The 16,407-nt window shown below is 65.5% G+C and carries 13 protein-coding genes; 8 read left to right on the top strand and 5 right to left on the bottom strand.

Annotated features, from left to right (window positions below):
• Positions 1 to 4: 4 nt before the first annotated feature.
• Both KF785_05490 and KF785_05485 read right to left on the bottom strand, forming a co-directional pair.
• Positions 5 to 283, bottom strand: a complete 279-nt coding sequence (locus tag KF785_05490; GenBank protein ID MBX3146203.1) for a hypothetical protein — start codon at positions 281 to 283, stop codon at positions 5 to 7.
• 190 nt (positions 284 to 473) lie between these two features.
• Entirely contained in the window at positions 474 to 1,313 is an 840-nt protein-coding gene (locus KF785_05485; GenBank protein MBX3146202.1) for a DUF4105 domain-containing protein, read from the bottom strand.
• Between the two features lie 90 nt (positions 1,314 to 1,403).
• Between KF785_05485 and KF785_05480 the strand changes: the two genes are divergently transcribed.
• Positions 1,404 to 1,934: a hypothetical protein gene (locus tag KF785_05480; protein MBX3146201.1), complete on the top strand. Its 531-nt coding sequence runs from the start codon at positions 1,404 to 1,406 to the stop codon at positions 1,932 to 1,934.
• On the opposite strand, the gene KF785_05475 is transcribed toward KF785_05480, so the two are convergent.
• A complete protein-coding gene (locus KF785_05475) occupies positions 1,931 to 3,418 on the bottom strand; it encodes an acyl-CoA synthetase (protein MBX3146200.1) in 1,488 nt (495 codons plus the stop codon). The two genes, KF785_05480 and KF785_05475, sit on opposite strands and share 4 nt — an antisense overlap.
• Positions 3,419 to 3,522: 104 nt before the next feature.
• On the opposite strand from KF785_05475, the gene KF785_05470 reads away from it, so the two are divergent.
• From KF785_05470 to KF785_05445, 6 genes are all read left to right on the top strand, one after another.
• Positions 3,523 to 4,110, top strand: a complete 588-nt coding sequence (locus tag KF785_05470) for a GNAT family N-acetyltransferase (protein ID MBX3146199.1) — start codon at positions 3,523 to 3,525, stop codon at positions 4,108 to 4,110.
• Positions 4,100 to 4,843, top strand: a complete 744-nt coding sequence (locus KF785_05465) for an NAD-dependent protein deacylase (protein MBX3146198.1) — start codon at positions 4,100 to 4,102, stop codon at positions 4,841 to 4,843. Before KF785_05470 ends, KF785_05465 begins: the two co-directional genes overlap by 11 nt.
• Positions 4,840 to 6,876: a S9 family peptidase gene (locus KF785_05460; protein ID MBX3146197.1), complete on the top strand. Its 2,037-nt coding sequence runs from the start codon at positions 4,840 to 4,842 to the stop codon at positions 6,874 to 6,876. The genes KF785_05465 and KF785_05460 overlap by 4 nt, the downstream gene beginning before the upstream one ends.
• 69 nt (positions 6,877 to 6,945) lie before the next feature.
• Positions 6,946 to 8,910, top strand: a complete 1,965-nt coding sequence (locus KF785_05455; GenBank protein MBX3146196.1) for a S9 family peptidase — start codon at positions 6,946 to 6,948, stop codon at positions 8,908 to 8,910.
• Between the two features lie 14 nt (positions 8,911 to 8,924).
• A complete protein-coding gene (locus KF785_05450) occupies positions 8,925 to 10,307 on the top strand; it encodes a hypothetical protein (protein ID MBX3146195.1) in 1,383 nt (460 codons plus the stop codon).
• Positions 10,304 to 12,718 carry a hypothetical protein gene (locus KF785_05445; GenBank protein MBX3146194.1) on the top strand — a complete coding sequence of 805 codons (2,415 nt, stop codon included), beginning with the start codon at positions 10,304 to 10,306 and terminating at the stop codon, positions 12,716 to 12,718. Before KF785_05450 ends, KF785_05445 begins: the two co-directional genes overlap by 4 nt.
• Here KF785_05445 and KF785_05440 read toward each other — a convergent pair.
• Both KF785_05440 and pabB read right to left on the bottom strand, forming a co-directional pair.
• Positions 12,603 to 13,160 carry an aminodeoxychorismate/anthranilate synthase component II gene (locus tag KF785_05440; protein ID MBX3146193.1) on the bottom strand — a complete coding sequence of 186 codons (558 nt, stop codon included), beginning with the start codon at positions 13,158 to 13,160 and terminating at the stop codon, positions 12,603 to 12,605. The two genes, KF785_05445 and KF785_05440, sit on opposite strands and share 116 nt — an antisense overlap.
• Positions 13,157 to 14,560 carry an aminodeoxychorismate synthase component I gene (gene pabB, locus KF785_05435; GenBank protein MBX3146192.1) on the bottom strand — a complete coding sequence of 468 codons (1,404 nt, stop codon included), beginning with the start codon at positions 14,558 to 14,560 and terminating at the stop codon, positions 13,157 to 13,159. Before pabB ends, KF785_05440 begins: the two co-directional genes overlap by 4 nt.
• A 115-nt stretch (positions 14,561 to 14,675) precedes the next feature.
• On the opposite strand from pabB, the gene KF785_05430 reads away from it, so the two are divergent.
• Positions 14,676 to 16,322 carry a M20/M25/M40 family metallo-hydrolase gene (locus KF785_05430; GenBank protein ID MBX3146191.1) on the top strand — a complete coding sequence of 549 codons (1,647 nt, stop codon included), beginning with the start codon at positions 14,676 to 14,678 and terminating at the stop codon, positions 16,320 to 16,322.
• Positions 16,323 to 16,407: the final 85 nt, after the last annotated feature.

Below are 16,407 nucleotides of genomic sequence, written 5' to 3'. Positions count from 1 at the left end.
CAGGTCACTTCTTTTTCGGGGCTTTGCCGGTTCGCTCGACCGTCTTGAGCCAGAGCACGGCGCGGTCGAACGCCTTCTTTTTGCCGCCGCTGCTGGCGTCGCCGAAGAAGGCGGTGAATTTGGGCCGCGTGCCGGTCGGGGTTGGGCGATACCCTACGCGACAGAACCAACCGAAGGTCCGGGTACTCGCCTGGTCGATCCGCGAAATGCCGGGAATCTTGGCAGTTGCGCGGGATCGAGCTGCCGGGGCCTTGGGTTTGGTCGATAGTCGGCGTGTCGCCATGGGCGCGTGGGTCCGAAGTCCGTTGAGGGTGGGGAGGTCCGACGGACCTATTATGCGCCCGATTCGGGGAATGCGGAAGGGGGGGAGAAATTGCCCTAACGACTGACGCGTTCGACCCGCCGCAGGCTGGCCGATCCGGGCAGTCGTGACAGCGCTGATGCGGACCGAGTGCAGTGAGTCTGCCAGCTGCTCAGGAACGAATTCGACGCGAGAAGTCGGCGCTGTCGAGATACCGTGCCGCCGCGTCGTTGATGCGATAGCGCGACCGGATCTCTTCGATCGTGACGCCCTCTTCGAGAAGGCCGAGCGAGCGGGCAATCTCATCGGCATAGCCGGGCAGGAGGAGCCGAAGGCCACCCTGAATCCGGTCCGGCACAACCCGGTTGACGCTCGCCACGAGATTCGACATGCAGTTGTTGCGCACCGTGTGATAGAACTCTGGCCTCGTGCTCAGCCCGTCTGCCCGACGCAGCATGTCGACGAAGACGGCCCTGGCTCGCTCGGGCGTGGTGCGAATCGGATAGAGGTAGACGTCCACGTCGCCGAACGCTGCCCGCCGGCCGATCACGTCGCGCTCGTCGCCGATGACGTAGATCAGTTCGAAGTTGCGTCCCAGGCCGGCCAGCACCCCGTACTCCTCGCCCACTTCCCGGCGGGCCTCGACGGAGATCGTGACGTAGGTCGAATCGTCGAAGCCGAAGCTGACAAATCCGTGGGCCGGTCCGCGCCACGCCTTGGAGAATGGCGCCAGGACGAACCACGCGGAATCGAGGCGACTGAGATCGTAGGTGCGAGTCTCATAGGCCGGGATGGAGGAATCGCTCCCGACCAGTTGGAAGTTCCGCAGGTTGGCAATCCGGACCAGCGAGTCGGAAAGGACGATTTCCGGGGCCCGAGCGTGATCGGCAATCCAGGGCCGGTGGTTCGATGGCTGCCGGGTCAGAATCGTCACCCCGAAGCCGATCATGGCAGAGATGAAGCCGAAACTGAGGATGCGCCAGAAGGTCCGGCGACGAGGAGGAGTTCGCATGGCTCCAGAAAACTAGGCACCCGGCCCGAGGGCGCGCGAGGGTGGACCCTCGGCGCTGGTAGATTCAGGGCTCCGCCAGCTGGGAGCCCGATGTCGAGCCGAAACGAGGAGGCAATCCGGGTCGTGGTCACGACCGTTCTGTTCGCTTTTGGGCTCTGGATCATGCGAAGTCCGGACAGCTACACCTGGCTCGACGACGTCGACCTTGCGATCCACGAGACCGGCCATCTGGTCTTCGGATGGGGCGGCGAGCGTCTCGCGGCGTTCGGCGGGACGTTGCTGCAGATTCTGTTTCCCCTCGCCTTTGCGGCTCACTTTGCCTGGCGACGGGATTGGCATGCCGTGACCGTGCCGATCTGGTGGCTGGGTCAGAATGGCTGGAACATCGCGCGCTATGTCGCGGACGCCCGTGCGCAGGAACTGCCGCTGGTCGGCGGTGGCGAGCATGACTGGACCTATCTGCTGGCGGAGTTCGACCTGCTCGGCAGTGATCAGGCGATTGCGCGTACCATTCGCATGGTGGCTTTCATGCTGATGACGGTCTCCTGCCTGGTGGGCATTGCCGTGCTCTTCCGACGAGCCCGAATGGCCTCGCGCTCCGCGCCTGCCGAGGAGGGCTAGCTACGGAGCACGTCGCGAACGGCCGTCTTGGTCACCTTGCCCATGGCGTTGCGCGGCAGCTCATCTGCAAAGGCGATGACCCGGGGAACCTTGTAGGCCGCCAGTCGGGTCTTGAGCCAGGTGCGGAACTGGTCGGGGTCTGGCTCCGTCTCTCGGCAGACGATCAGTGCAGCCACCTTTTCTCCCAGGTCCGCGTCCGCCAGCCCGACCACCGCGCAGTCGGCCACGTCGGGGTGCTCGCGAATGGCCTCCTCGATCTCCAGCGCCGAGAGTTTGTAGCCGGCTGATTTGATGAGATCGACGCTGCGTCTGCCGAGCAGGCGGTAGTAGCCGTCTTCGCGGATCGCCACGTCACCGGTCAGGAACCAGCCATCGCGGAATGCCTTGGCCGTTTCCTCGGGCCGCTGCCAGTACTCCTGAAAGACCTGCGCGCTCTGCACTTCGAGTTCTCCGACCGCTCCGTCGGGAACGACCTGACCGACCTCGTCGACCAGGCGGAGTGCGACGTCCGGAAACGGGACGCCGACGGTGCCCGCCCGACGACGACCGTGGAGCGGATTGCCGAGTGCCATGCCGATTTCCGTCATGCCGTAGCGTTCGAGGAGCCGATGGCCCGTCATGGTCTCCCATTGCTCCAGCGTCGACACCGGCAGCGCCGCCGAGCCGGAACACATGACCCGGACTCCGTCGAGTCCGCGCCGCCAGCGTCGTCGGAGGGCCGGATCGCTCGCCTCCCAGGCGCCGATCAACCGGGCGTAGACCGTCGGAACCGCCGTGAAGAAGGTGATCTCGCCTGAACCGAGGCGTTCCCAGGCTCGGAGTGCATCGAACGGACTGAGGAACTCGACGGCTGCTCCGCACCAGAGCGCACAGGACAGTGCATTGATGAGGCCGTGGATGTGATGAAGCGGCAGCACGTGCAGGCTGCGGTCGGTCTCCCGCCATTCCCACGCGTCGACCAGCGTGGTGGTTTGGGCTCTGAGGTTGGTGTGTGTGGTGACTACGCCTTTCGGTCGTCCGGTCGTTCCGCTCGTGTAGATCACCAGCGCAGGCTGTTCGGCGCGGACCTCGGGAAGGGCAGGTATGCTGTCAGGTTGCAGCTCGCCCGGGGAGGCAACCGGGATGCCGCGGTCGCGGGCCAGCCCTGCGAGCCGTGCCAGGTATTCACCGGGATCGGCAACCATGAGCGACGGGGTCGCGTCATCGATGACATGGGCCAGCTCCCGTTCGGGATGCGAGACCGCGAGGGGAACCGCAATACCACCGGCCCGCCAGATTCCCCACTGGACGGCGACGTGCTCGAAGCCAGGGTCGAGCAGGTAGGCAACCCGGTCGCCAGGCTGCACGCCTCGGTCGACCAGGCCCGCCGCCACGGCGTTGGTTCGGGCCGCCAGCATAGCGTAGCTGAACCTGCCGGTCGGATCGACGATGGCGGTCTGGGCTCCGAACCGCGCCGCCCGCTCGAACAACAGGTCTGTAGCCATTGGCGTGAAGGGTCGGCAGGCCAGGCGATGGTGACAAGCCCCATTGTGCTTCCGATGAGTCGGCTGTGATAGATTGAACGCCACCTACCCCGACCGAGTCACCCATGAACCCGACGCCCGTGGTGCTCTACGGCGAGCATGCCCGCCTCGAGCCGCTCGACCACGATCACGCCGACCAGCTGCTCGAGGCCGGCGCCGACGATTCCATCTGGCGTTACCTGCCGACGCCTCGACCGCGGGATCGCGAGGCGATGCTTGCGATCATCGATCGGGCCTGGCGCGCTGCTGCGGACCGGAGTGAAGTGCCTTTTGCCATCGTCGATGCCCTGACCGACCGCGCGGTCGGGTCGACTCGGTTCCTGGAAATCCGCCACGGCGATCGGGCGCTCGAGATTGGCTGGACCTGGTTGGGTCTTGCCGCGCAGCGGACCGCGATCAATACGGAGTGCAAGTACCTCTTGCTTCGGCATGCCTTCGAGGAACTCGGGGCGCTCAGGATCCAGTTCAAGACCGACGGCCGCAACCTGCAGTCCCAGCAGGCCATCGAGCGGATCGGTGGGGTTCGCGAAGGGGTGCTGCGTCACCACGGTTTGCGGTGGGACGGCGTCTATCGGGATACCGTCTACTACAGCATCCTGGCCACCGAGTGGCCCGATGCCAAGGCAAAGTTGGAGGCGAGGCTTGGTCGTTGAAGCGCTCCGGCGGGCGCAGCGCGTTGCGGTGTTGACGGGTGCCGGTATCTCCGCCGAGAGTGGGATCCCGACATTTCGTGATGCGCTGACGGGGCTGTGGGCCGATTACTCGCCCGAAGAGCTGGCAACGCCCGAGGGATTCCGGCGTAACCCGGACCTGGTGTGGAGCTGGTACCGGTCGCGTCGCCTGGCTGTGGCCAAGGCCTTGCCGAATCCCGGTCACCTTGCTCTTGCTGCGCTCGAGCATCTGGTGCCTCAGCTGACCCTGATCACCCAGAACGTCGACGGGTTGCACCTCAGGGCCGGCAGCCGTGATCCGATCGAACTCCACGGCAACATTGCCCGGGTCAAGTGCTGCGACTGCGGGCGGATTGCCGCCGAGTTTGCGGATACTGACCGGGTTCCGTCCTGCGCCGACTGTGGCGGCCTGCTCCGACCCGATGTTGTCTGGTTCGGCGAGATGCTTCCCGCAGCGGCGCTCCGACGTGCGCAGGCAGCCTCAGCGTCGGCGGACCTGTTCCTGTCCGTGGGAACCTCGAACGTCGTCGAGCCGGCGGCATCACTTCCCTGGCAGGCGGCCGCGTCCGGTGCGGTCGTGGTCGTTGTGAACACGGATGCTGGCGGTCAGCATAGCGGCGCCGGCATCCATCACCTGATCGGCCCGGCGGGGACCGTGCTGCCGGATCTGATCCGGCAGGTGTGGCCCGACGCCAGGTCGGAGAGCACGGCATGACGACGCAGATACCCCCGGTGGCTCGGCGCGAGCCGACCGCCTTCTCGATGCATGGCGAAACGTTTCACGACGACTATGCCTGGATGTGCCGGCGAGACGACCCCGAGGTGCGCGCCTACCTCGAGGCCGAGAATGCCTACGGCCACGCGGTGCTGGCGCCGCTCGCTCCGCTCGAGGCGACACTCTACGATGAGATGCTGGCCCGGATCAGGCAGACTGACCTGAGTGTGCCGTATCGCGATGGAGAGTACTGGTACTACTCGCGCACCGTGGAGGGTCAGCAGTACGCTATCTATGCCCGACGTCACGGCAGTATGGAGGCGCCCGAGGAAGTCCTGCTCGATCTGAACACGCTTGCCGAAGGGCACACCTTCATGGGGCTTGGTGTGTATGCAATCAGCCCGGATGCCGGGTTGCTCGCCTACGCGATCGACACCACAGGCTTTCGAGAGTACACACTCCACGTCAAGGATCTGGCCACCGGCGAGGCGCGGATCGTTCCCGTGCCGCGAGTCGGTTCGTTCGCATGGGCGGCGGACAGTCGGGCGTTCTTCTACACCGTGGATGACCCCGTCACCAAACGTGAGTTCCGGATGTACGCCGCGGTCGTCGACGGGGGAGCTGCGCGGCTCGTCTACGAAGAGACGGATGAGCGTTTCCGGGTCATCGTCACCCGAACCCGGAGCAGGCGCTATCTCGTGATGTACGCCGCCAGCCACATCACGAGTGAGGCACACGTTCTCGAGACCGATGCGCCAGACGGCGCCTGGCGTGTTGTCTCGCCGCGGCGGCAAGACCGTGAGTACGATATCGAGCACCACGGCGACCATTTCTATATCCGGGTCAACGACACGGCGGCCACGTTTCGGGTGGTGTCGGCTCCGGTTGCTGCGCCTGACGAGGCGAACTGGGTCGAGTTCCTGCCGGCCCATCTCGGGGTGATGCTGGAGGGGTTCGAATGCTTTGCCGGTCACTGGGTGTCCTGGGAGCGGAGCGAGGGTCTGCCTCGGATTCGGGTTGGTCCAGTCGGTTCCCCAGCGGGTCGGCTGGTGGAGTTCGGCGAGGAAGTTTACGACGTTAGTCCGTCGATCAACCTGACGTGGGAAACGACCCGGCTGCGCTACCGATACGAGTCGTTCGTGACGTCGTCGTCCGTCTATGAGTACGACATGCAGACGCACGTGTCGGTGCTGCTCAAGCGCAAAGAAGTGCTGGGCGACTATGACCCGTCCCGCTACGTCAGCGAGCGCCTTTTCGCGGTTGCCCCGGACGGCGTCAGGGTACCGATCTCCCTGGTGCGCCTGGCCGGGCCGACAGTCGCCGTGCCGACCTACCTGACCGGGTATGGCGCGTATGGCATCTCCTATCCGGTCTCCTTCACGTCTAACCGCTTGAGCCTGCTCGACCGCGGGGTTGCGTTTGCGGTGGCGCACGTCCGGGGCGGTGGCGAGCTGGGCCGACCCTGGCACGACGCCGGCAAGCTGGGACAGAAGTCTAATTCGTTCACTGACTTCATTGCCGTCGCCGATCATCTCGCGGCCGTCGGGCGAACCACGCCGTCGCAACTCGTGATCGAAGGAGGCAGCGCCGGCGGGCTGCTGATGGGCGCGGTCATCAACGCCCGACCGGATCTGGCGAGCGCCGCCATTCTGCAGGTCCCGTTCGTCGATGTTCTGAATACCATGCGCGACCCGACGCTTCCACTGACGGTGGGCGAGTACGAGGAATGGGGCAATCCGGACATCGAGGAGCAGTTCCGCTGGATCCGGAGCTACTGTCCGTACACCAATCTGCGTTCAGGTTCGTATCCCGCTCTGCTGATACGGAGTTCCCTGAATGACAGTCAGGTGATGTACTGGGAGCCGGCCAAGTATGTGGCCAAGCTGCGCACAATCGATACCGACCCGCGGCCGGTGATCTTGCTCACCAATCTCGACGCCGGTCATTCCGGGGCATCCGGTCGATACGATCGACTGCGGGAGATTGCCACGGACTATGCCTACGTGCTGTGGCGGGTCGGTCTCGCAGGGTGAGTCGCCGTTTTGCGGAAGGCGAATAGATTGGAAGGAGAACGCTGCAATGCCACCACAGGAGAATCGACGATGCGTGCTGCTACGGGAGCCCTGATCCTACTGTTGACCTGGACCGCGGCGGCGGGCGGACAGCAGCGGCGGTTCGAACTCAACGATCTTGGTCTCGAGGTCACGGTCTCCGGCGTGCGGGTCTCTCCGGACGGACAGCAGGTCGCAGCCGTGCTGAGTCGGACCAACTACGCCGACAACCGCTTCGAGCGCTCGCTGGTGCTGATCGATGCCGCTACTGGTCGCTCACGCGAGCTGGCCCCGGGCCGCCGCAACATCGGCTCGCCGGAATGGTCGCCGAGCGGTGATCGGCTGGCCTTTCTCGATCGCGAGGAGGGGAAGGAAACGCAGCTCTATGTTCTGCCGCTCGGCGGCGGGGAGGCTCGCCGGATTACCTCATTCAAGCATGGCGTTAGCAGCTACTCCTGGCGTCCCGATGGTGAGTCCTTTGCCATCCTGACCCGTGACGAGGCGCCGGAGCGGACTGGCGAGGAGCGCCACAACAAGTCATTCGAAGTCGGCAACAGCAGCTTCCTCGACCAGGCGGCCACCTTGCCGACCCATCTGTGGACTGTGCCGGCGGATGGCGGCGCAGCGACCCGGATCACGTCCGGGGTGCGCCACGTTGCGTCGGTGTCGTGGACGCCGGACGGACGGCGGGTGGTGCTCGGTGTCTGGCCCAAGCCGCATTCGGGCGAGGCGATCAACGGTACGCTAGTGCTGCGTGACCTCGCGACCGGAGCCGAGCGCACGATCTCGGGTCGGAAGGGGTTCGGCGTCGCGGGCATTGTGTCGCCCGACGGGCGTTCGGTGGCGTGGACCGCGAGCCGGGGGCCGGAAATCGGCTTTAGAGTCAGTGGTGTGCTGGTGGCTCCGCTCGAGGGCGGAGATGCTCGTGACGTCACCGCATCGCTCGATCGTAACTTCGGTGGAATTCAGTGGACTCCCGACAGCCGTGCCATCGTGGGTACTGGTCCCGATCTGACCCGCTTCCGGATCTGGGTGCAGCCGCTCGAGGGCAGGATTCGCCAGCTCGATCTCGGCAACGTCGACCCGTCGGATCTGAACCTGAGCCGTTCAGGCGCATACGCCTTCGTCGGGCGCGAACCCAACCGGCCGAGTGAGATCTATTACGCCGCCTCGCTGACGGTGGCCCCCCGCCGGATTACCGAGCTGAACCGTGCCTTCGCAGCAATCGAGACCGGCAGGATCGAAACCATCACCTGGCAGGGGCCGGACGGGTTCACCCAGAACGGCGTCATTACGTATCCACCCGGGTATACTGCCGGTCGCAAGTATCCGATGGTGCTCAGTATCCATGGCGGCCCGATGGGCACCTCGGCCGAGGGTTGGTCGGCGCCGAATCAGCTGCTCGCTGCGCAGGGGTGGATCGTCTTCAGTCCGAACTACCGCGGCAGCAACAATCAGGGCGACAAGTTCCAGAGTGCCGTCATCAACGACGCGGGCGATGGGCCTGGCCGGGATGTGATGTCCGGGGTCGAAGCGCTCAAGCAACGAGGCTTGATCGACGAGTCCAAGATGGCCGTCTCCGGCTGGTCGTACGGCGGCTACATGACCGCCTGGCTGACCGCGCACTATCAGGTCTGGAAGGCGGCGGTTGCGGGCGCGGCGGTCACGGACTGGTTCGACTGGTACACCTTGGCCGACATGAATACCTGGTCGGGCTTCGGGCTGGGCGGGTCGCCCTGGCTCAACGACAACGCTGCGAACTACTGGCGACAATCCCCGATGGCGTATGCCCACAAGATCAAGACGCCGACCCTGATCCTCTCGACCACCGGTGATCCTCGGGTAACGGTAACGCAGTCGTACAAGCTCTACTACGCCCTCAAAGACAACGGTACACCGGTCCAGTTCATCGCGTATCCGACCGGCGGACATTTTCCGCCCGATCCGGTTCATCAGCGGGATGTCCGCCGCCGCTGGATGGAGTGGATTGCTCAGCAGTTCGACCCCACGACCTGAGGCCGGCGGCTACCGTGTCGTACGCACCGTCGATTGGTGTCCCGGAGCTGGCCGGGCTTGGCAGCTACCGGGACGCGGCGCGGATCGGCTACTCGGTCGAGGATACGGTCCGGCGCTTGCTCCGATTCCAGTGGCTCGAACGCGCGGTCATGCGGACGGCGATTGCGCACCTTGCTGGAACGCCGGAGTGGGAGGTCAAATGTGCCCTGGCTCTGGCGCCCTGGTACACTGCCCAGCACGTGGAGGCGATCCGGCAGCGAATCGGGGAGATGCGTCACCCCGTGCCCGCCCTCGACGCCACGCCGGACCCGCTGCTCGACCGATATACCAGTGAGTTGCTGCGGTCGGCTGGGTCCATCGAGGTCGTGACCGGGATATACGATGTTACGATTCGGGCGCTGGTCGAGGAGTACCGCGCCTATCTTCGCCAGGCCAATCTCCTGGTGGACCATCCATCTCGCCGAGTGGTCCGCCACGCCTTGATCGAGCTCGAGGACCTGTTGCATTGGGGTGAGGAGGCCATCGCTCTGATGACGGCCCGGTCGGCGGAGGACGCGGCGTGCGCAGCTGAATGGGGCCGCCACCTGCGCGAGTACCTCGCCGCCGCCGGCTGGGTCTCGGGCAGCGATCCGGTGCCTGAGCGTACCCTGCCTACGGCTCGGGCCACGGCGCCGTTCATGCCGGACCAGACACCGGTGCGCGATGGGCGGTTTGCCGGTCAGTACAACTTCGAGTTTCCGCCGCATGCGGTGTACAACGACCCTGCGGCGCCGGCCGACGAGCGGAACCTGGCATTGCTTGCCAAGCGCACGCTCGAGATGGACGTGCCGGAGATGATGGCGTCCGTGCTGGTCGAGCGGACCGACTTGCCCTGGGAGTTCCACCTCGAGTATGCCCGCCAACTCTGGGACGAGGCGCGCCACGCGATGATGGGAACCGTGGCGTTCGAGGCCAAGGGCGTCGATTGGACCAGGATTCCGCTCAACGTCGGCTTTGGTCTGCGGCTCAATCGGCACGCCACCCCGCTCGAGCGGCAGATTCTCCTGTTTGCCATCGAGCAGTCGCTGATGCCGGGTGACACCGGGAAACGCTTCGAGTACCGGACCGCTATCGACGCTGGCGACGACCTGTCGGCCCACTTCCACGATTTTGACTGGGCCGACGAAGTGCTGCACACACAGATCGGTCGGCGCTGGCTCAAGCACGAGGGCGTCGACGGCGCGGAGGCGGCCAAGCGAGCCGCGGTGATTCATCTCCGCACCTGGGAAGCCCTGGCGCAGTACCGGGATCGTGAGCCGCAGGTCGACTGGTGGGATGACTTTGTGCGTCAGGTGCTCGGCAAGCCCAGTGCGGTACCGCCCGAGCGCCGGATCAGCCACGACATTCTGGCTGAATGAGGCTGACCTTCCATCTGATCCCGCACGTCCACTGGGATCGGGAGTGGTACCTTACTCGGCACGGCTTTCTGGCCCGGCTGTTGCCGATGCTGGACCGTACCCTCGATCTGCTCGATGCCCATCCAGCCCTCCGTTTCCATCTCGACGGGCAGACGATCATCGCCGAGGACTACCTGTCGGTTGCTCCGGATCGGCGAGCCCGTCTCCGGGCCGCCGTGCTGCGAGGACAGCTCGCGCTCGGCCCCTGGTATGTCCTGGCTGACGAACTGATTCCGCGTGGAGCATCGCTGCAGCGGAATCTCGAGCTTGGGATTGCGGCCGCAGCGGAGTTGGGCGGTCACGCCCGGGTTCTCTACAGCCCGGATGCCTTTGGTCATCCTGCGGGCTTGCCTGATCTTGCCGCGCAGTTCGGGCTGCCGTGGGCCGTACTGTGGCGCGGGCTCGGCCGGGTCGGCGGACGCTTGCAGGACCTGTACCGCTGGACCGGCCCCCGAGGCGGGTCGGTGCTCGTATACCACCTGCCGCCCGAGGGGTACGAAATGGGCATCGGCCTCGTGACGGCCGGTGCGGACCTGCCGGCACAGTGGCGGGATCTGCGGCGACGGATGACAGCGGGCGCCGTGTCCCAGCATGTTGCCATCCTGGTTGGCGCGGATCACCATACTCCATCGCGCGAGCTGCCGGCTCTCGCCGATCGGATTGGCGCCCTGGAACCGGATGCAACCGTTCGGTTCAGCGGGTTCGACGAGTTCTTCCGGGCCGTCGAGAGTGCCAAGCCCCAGGTCGCGTCGCTGCAAGGGGAGCTGCGAAACTCAACCGGTTACGTCTGGTCGCTGCAGGGCGTGCACTCGACACGACTGCGCATGAAGCGCCGCCATGCGGAGGTCGAATCGAAGCTGCTCGACGTGGTCGAGCCCCTGGTCGCTCCAGCCGGTCAGCCCCGGCCGGCCCTGCTGGATCAGGCCTGGCGACTGCTGGTACAGTCTCAGTTCCACGACACGATCGCAGGGTGCGCGGCTGACGGCGTTGCACGAGAACAGCAGGTCCGGCTCGATGCGGCAGCCACGATTGCGCGGGAACTCGCAACTGCAGCCATCGATCGGCTGATCGGCTACGATCCCGACGTTGCGCGACGGCACCCTGAATCAACTCGCCCGGCGCTGGTGCTGTGGCACGGAGGTGCGGAGCCGTTCAGAGGGGTTGTGCTGGCCAGAACGTCCTGGTTCAGGCGCGACGTGCTGGTCGGTCCGCCCGGAGGCCGCGTCCCGCGAATCGGATCCGGATACCAGCCGTTTCACCTGCGCACCCAGGCTGGGGAGGATGTTCCAGTCCAGGTCATGCGGATTGCCGAGTCGACCGAACGGGTCGATGCTCTCGAGCACTACCCGGATCTCGATCTGGTGGATGAGGTGTGGATCGCATTTCGCGTCCGCGACCTGCCTCCCGGTCGGCCGATGGTTCTGGCGGCCTGCCTCGGCCTGGCGCCAGGGCCGCCGTCCGCTCCGGACTCGGTGCGCACCAGGCCCCGCTCGCTTCGGAACGACCGGATCGAAGCGGTCGTCGATCGCCGCGGTCGCATCATGATTCGCGACCTTCGATCTGGCCGCATCGTTCGCGGCATAGGCGTGATCGAGTCGGAGCCGGACGGCGGCGACCTCTACACGCCCGATATCGACCGGGCCGGGTTGCGTACGGCGCGGGTCGTCGCGGTCCGAGAGATCGCCACCGGGCCCCTGGTCGGTGCGCTGGAGCTGACCTGGACCGTCGAGCCGGCAAGCGGCGGTGTGATTCGCGGCAGGACTCTGCTCTCGCTCCATGCCGGCGAGCCGACGCTGCGGATCCTGGTCGAGTTCGACAACTGGGCAGAGAACGCTCGCTTGCGGTTTCGACTTCCCCTGGGCCTGAGAGATGGCGTTGCGGTCGGATCGCCGTTTGGTGCGGAACGACGGCAGGCCGGGAGGCTCGACACCTCATGGCCGGACGAGGCTGGGTTGCCGACGGCTCCCGCCCACGACTGGCTGGCGTCAGCGGAACCCGGAGCGGGGTTCCGGCTCGACTTGCCCGGATTCTTCGAGTATGAGCTGACCGATCAGGGCGACGTGCTCGTCACCCTGCTTCGAGCCATTGGTGCGCTCTCGAAGGACACCCTGAGGACCCGTCGGGGCCACGCCGGGTGGACCGTCCCGACGCCGGACGGAACGGAGTCGGGGCGTCACCTGGTGTCGATGGCAGTCGGTGTGGAGCCGGTGTCTCGGGCGCCGGTGCGGCGCTGGTATCGAATGGCGAGCAGTTCGCTCAACGCCGACAGGCCAGGAAGTTCCGCAGCAGATCGTGGCCATGTTCCGTCAGGACGGACTCGGGGTGAAACTGAACGCCGTAGGTCGGATGCTCTCGGTGCTCGATCGCCATGATCTCGCCGATGTCGGACCTGGCAGTCACATCGAGGGGCGAGGCCTCCGGAAGTTCGACGATCAGCGAGTGGTAACGCCCACCCTGGAAGCGATCCGGTAAGCCGCGCAGAATGCCCCGGCCGGTGTGACGCACTGGTGATGCTTCACCATGAAGCGGCTCTCGCGCACGCGTGACCCGCCCGCCGAACGCCTGCCCAATACACTGATGGCCAAGACAGATGCCCAGAATCGGCAGGTGGCCGGACATTCGCCGGACGAGTTCGAGCGAGATCCCGGCGAGGTCGGGCGTGCAGGGGCCCGGCGACAGCACGATTGCCGTTGTACCCTCCGGCACGCCGACCAGCGCATCGTTGCGCACCGTGATGGTCTCTTCACCCAGCTCGTGGAGGTAGCGGCTAACGTTGTGGACGAAGCTGTCGTAGTTGTCGACGACGAGGATCATGGCTCCTCGAAGGCCTGAAGGATCGGCGCAATCTTGTCCAGCGATTCGTCATACTCGGTTGCGGGATCCGAACGTCGCGTGATGCCTCCGCCAGTTTCGACAGTGGCAATTCCCTGGTGGAACAGCGCGGTCCGAATGCAGATGTTGAGATCCATTCGCCCCGAGAAGCCGAGGTAGCCGAGTGAGCCACAGTACAGATTGCGCGGGGCTCGCTCGAGCTCGGCGATGATCTCCATTGCCCGGAGCTTGGGCGCGCCGGTGATCGACCCTCCCGGGAACACGGCGTCGACCAGATCGATGGCCGAGTAGGCGGCTGCCAGCCGGCCGGTGATCACGGACGTGAGATGGTGCACCGAGGCATAGGACTCGAGGCCGCATAGCACGGGCACTTCGATCGAACCGGGGTCGCAGACGCGGGACAGATCGTTGCGCAGCAGGTCGACGATCATCACGTTCTCCGCGCGATCCTTGCGACTGCCCAGCAGCGCTTCTTTGTGTTCCGCATCCTTGCCAGGATCCTGGTCCCGTCGGCGGGTGCCTTTGATGGGTCGGGCCTCCGCGGTCAGCCCGTCGAAACGAACCAGGCGCTCCGGCGAGCTCGAGGCCACGACGACGTCGCCAAAGTCGAGGTACGCGGCAAACGGCGCCGGATTGCGTCGCCGAAGGGTCTCGTAGAAGCGCAGGGGATCAAACCCGTCTGGCACTGGCGCCGAGAAGCGTTGGGTGATGTTGGCCTGGAAGATGTCGCCGTCGAGGATGTACTCGACGGTTCGGCGAACCGCGGCCTCGTACTCGCTCCGGGAAAAGCTGGACCGCCAGTTGCGGATGATCCCGTGGCCCGACCTTGGCGCGGCAACGACGCCCAGCTGGCGGAGCAGCTCCTCGAGGCGATGCGCAGCCCGTGCCACGCGGGCCGTCTCATTCTGCTCGGGATAGCCGGTCGAGACAACAAAGGCTCGCTCCTCCAGATGGTCGAAGGCGACGACGCGGTCGTAGATCCGGAAGTCGACTGCCGGAATCTGTGGCGGCGGCATGCGCTCGGCCAGCCGCGGCTCGAGCGACCGCGCCGCCTCATAGCTCAGATAGCCTGCGGCGCCACCTTGAAAGGGAGGAATGCCCTCGACATGCTGCAGGGGGAACCGGGCCATCGCGTCCCGCAGCCCGTCGAGGCTCGATATCGTGGCAACCGGATCGGCGGCGACGAAGCTGTATCGGCCGACCTCCTGATGGCTCATCGCGCTGTCGAGGAAGACGAGCCCGGATTGATCAGCCAGGCGGCGTACCGCGTTCCAGGCACTCCCGTAGGGAATTTCCTGATGGATTGGCCGGCCGACCAGCGGACTGCCCTGGGGAGTGGTTCGAACAGCGTCTGCTTGGTGCTTGGGCTCAGGCGGCGCCATGCCTTCTCGGATCGTTGGCGACTCTAAACTAGGAGTTTCGCCCTGATTTGGTACCCGCCCCTTGTCGCCCTACCGACGGGCTCGTACCGTTCGTCATCCCTCCCGAGGTCAATCCATGTCCCGTCTGCGTGTCACAATTCTGGTGCTGAGCGTTCTGTTCTCCGCTGCCTGCAGCACCGGGAGCCGTTCCGATATGCCGATGATCTCGGTTGACGGGATCAGACAGCATGTCTCGGTGCTCGCCCACGACTCGCTCGAGGGACGCGGCACCGGGCACCGCGGCTATGACAAGGCGGCAGCCTACGTGGCGGAGCAGTTCAAGCGGTATGGGCTGGCTCCAGGCATGTCGGATGGCAGCTATCTCCAGCCCGTTCGGTTCCGGGAAACGGGTCTCGTGCCCGGCAGCGCGTCGGTGCGGGTCACCGGTCCGCGGGCAACAAATCTGACACCTGGTGTCGACTTCGTAGCGTCGAGTGATCCACGCGACACTCTGACAACCTTCGGAGGAGCGATGGTCTTTGCCGGCTATGGGGTCAGCGCGCCCGAATTCCAGTACGACGACTACGCCAGCATCGATGTAAAGGACAAGGTGGTCGTGGTTCTGTTCGGCGCGCCGTCGTCACTGCCTCCCAATCCGCGGGCTCACTTTTCCGGTGCGGAGAAGACCAAGACAGCAGTGGCGCGCGGGGCTCGCGGCGTAATTACCCTCTGGACCGAGGACGCCGAGCGGACAGCGCCGTGGTCGTTCATGGAGCGACTCTCGCACCGGACCGGCATGGTCTGGCTGGCGCCGGACGGATCGCTTCCTGCGGAGGTGTCCTCGCTGCTGGCGGGTGTGGTGCTGAGCCCGGCTGCTTCGGCCCGACTCTTCGGATCCTCGGCAGCATGGAACACGGTGCTGGAGACCGCGCGGCAGGGCAAACCGCAGGCGTTCGCGCTCCCCGGTGAGATTCATGTACGCAAGGCAAACCTTCATCGCGATTTGACCGCGCCCAACGTGGTTGCCAAGCTGGCCGGTTCGGATCCGGTCCTTGCCGAGGAGTATGTGGTCTATACTGCGCACCTCGACCATGACGGTATTGGTGCCGCCTTCAACGGTGATTCGATCTACAACGGCGCGATCGACAATGCGTCGGGGGTTGCTGCGCTGCTGGAGGTTGCCCGGGCGTTTTCGGAGCGGAAGCAACGGCCCAAGCGGTCAATCCTGTTCATCGCCACCGCAGCAGAGGAGAAGGGCCTGCTCGGTGCGGAGTTCTACGCCGAGTACCCGACCGTACCGATTGGTTCCGTGGTTGCCAACCTCAATATGGATGGCAACCACATGCTGTTCCCGACCCGAAGTATCGTTGCTCTCGGAGCGGAGCATTCAACCCTGGCTGATGATGCCGCCGTGGCCGCCAATGCGTCCGGCGTCGAGCTCGAGACCGAGTTGATGCCCGAACAGGCATTCTTTATCCGGAGCGATCAGTATCCCTTCATCAAGAAGGGGGTTCCCGCCTTGTTCTTCGTCAACGGAACTCGCAGCAGCGACTCGACCGTCGATGGCGGCGCCATCCTGATGAACTGGCTGGGCACCGTGTACCACACCCCGAAGGACGATCTGGATCAGCCGATGCACTACGAATCGGGCGCCAAGTATGCCGAAGTCGCCTTTCGAGTGGGTGAACGCGTCGCCAACGCGTCCAGTCGCCCCACCTGGCGCCCAGGCGACTTCTTCGGCGACCGCTTCGGCACCCCGGCAACGCGGGTGCCGGCGCCCTAGACAGGCTGCCGTCGGATGCGCGCTGCGCAGGTTGGGGCAGCCACGCGCGCTGGCAGCGGATGGGCGTCAGGATGCAGTGCGTTGG

This window comes from Gemmatimonadales bacterium (genome assembly GCA_019637315.1).
In the GTDB taxonomy this organism is placed as follows: domain Bacteria; phylum Gemmatimonadota; class Gemmatimonadetes; order Gemmatimonadales; family GWC2-71-9; genus SHZU01.
This window is presented reverse-complemented; position numbering and strand designations above follow the sequence as displayed.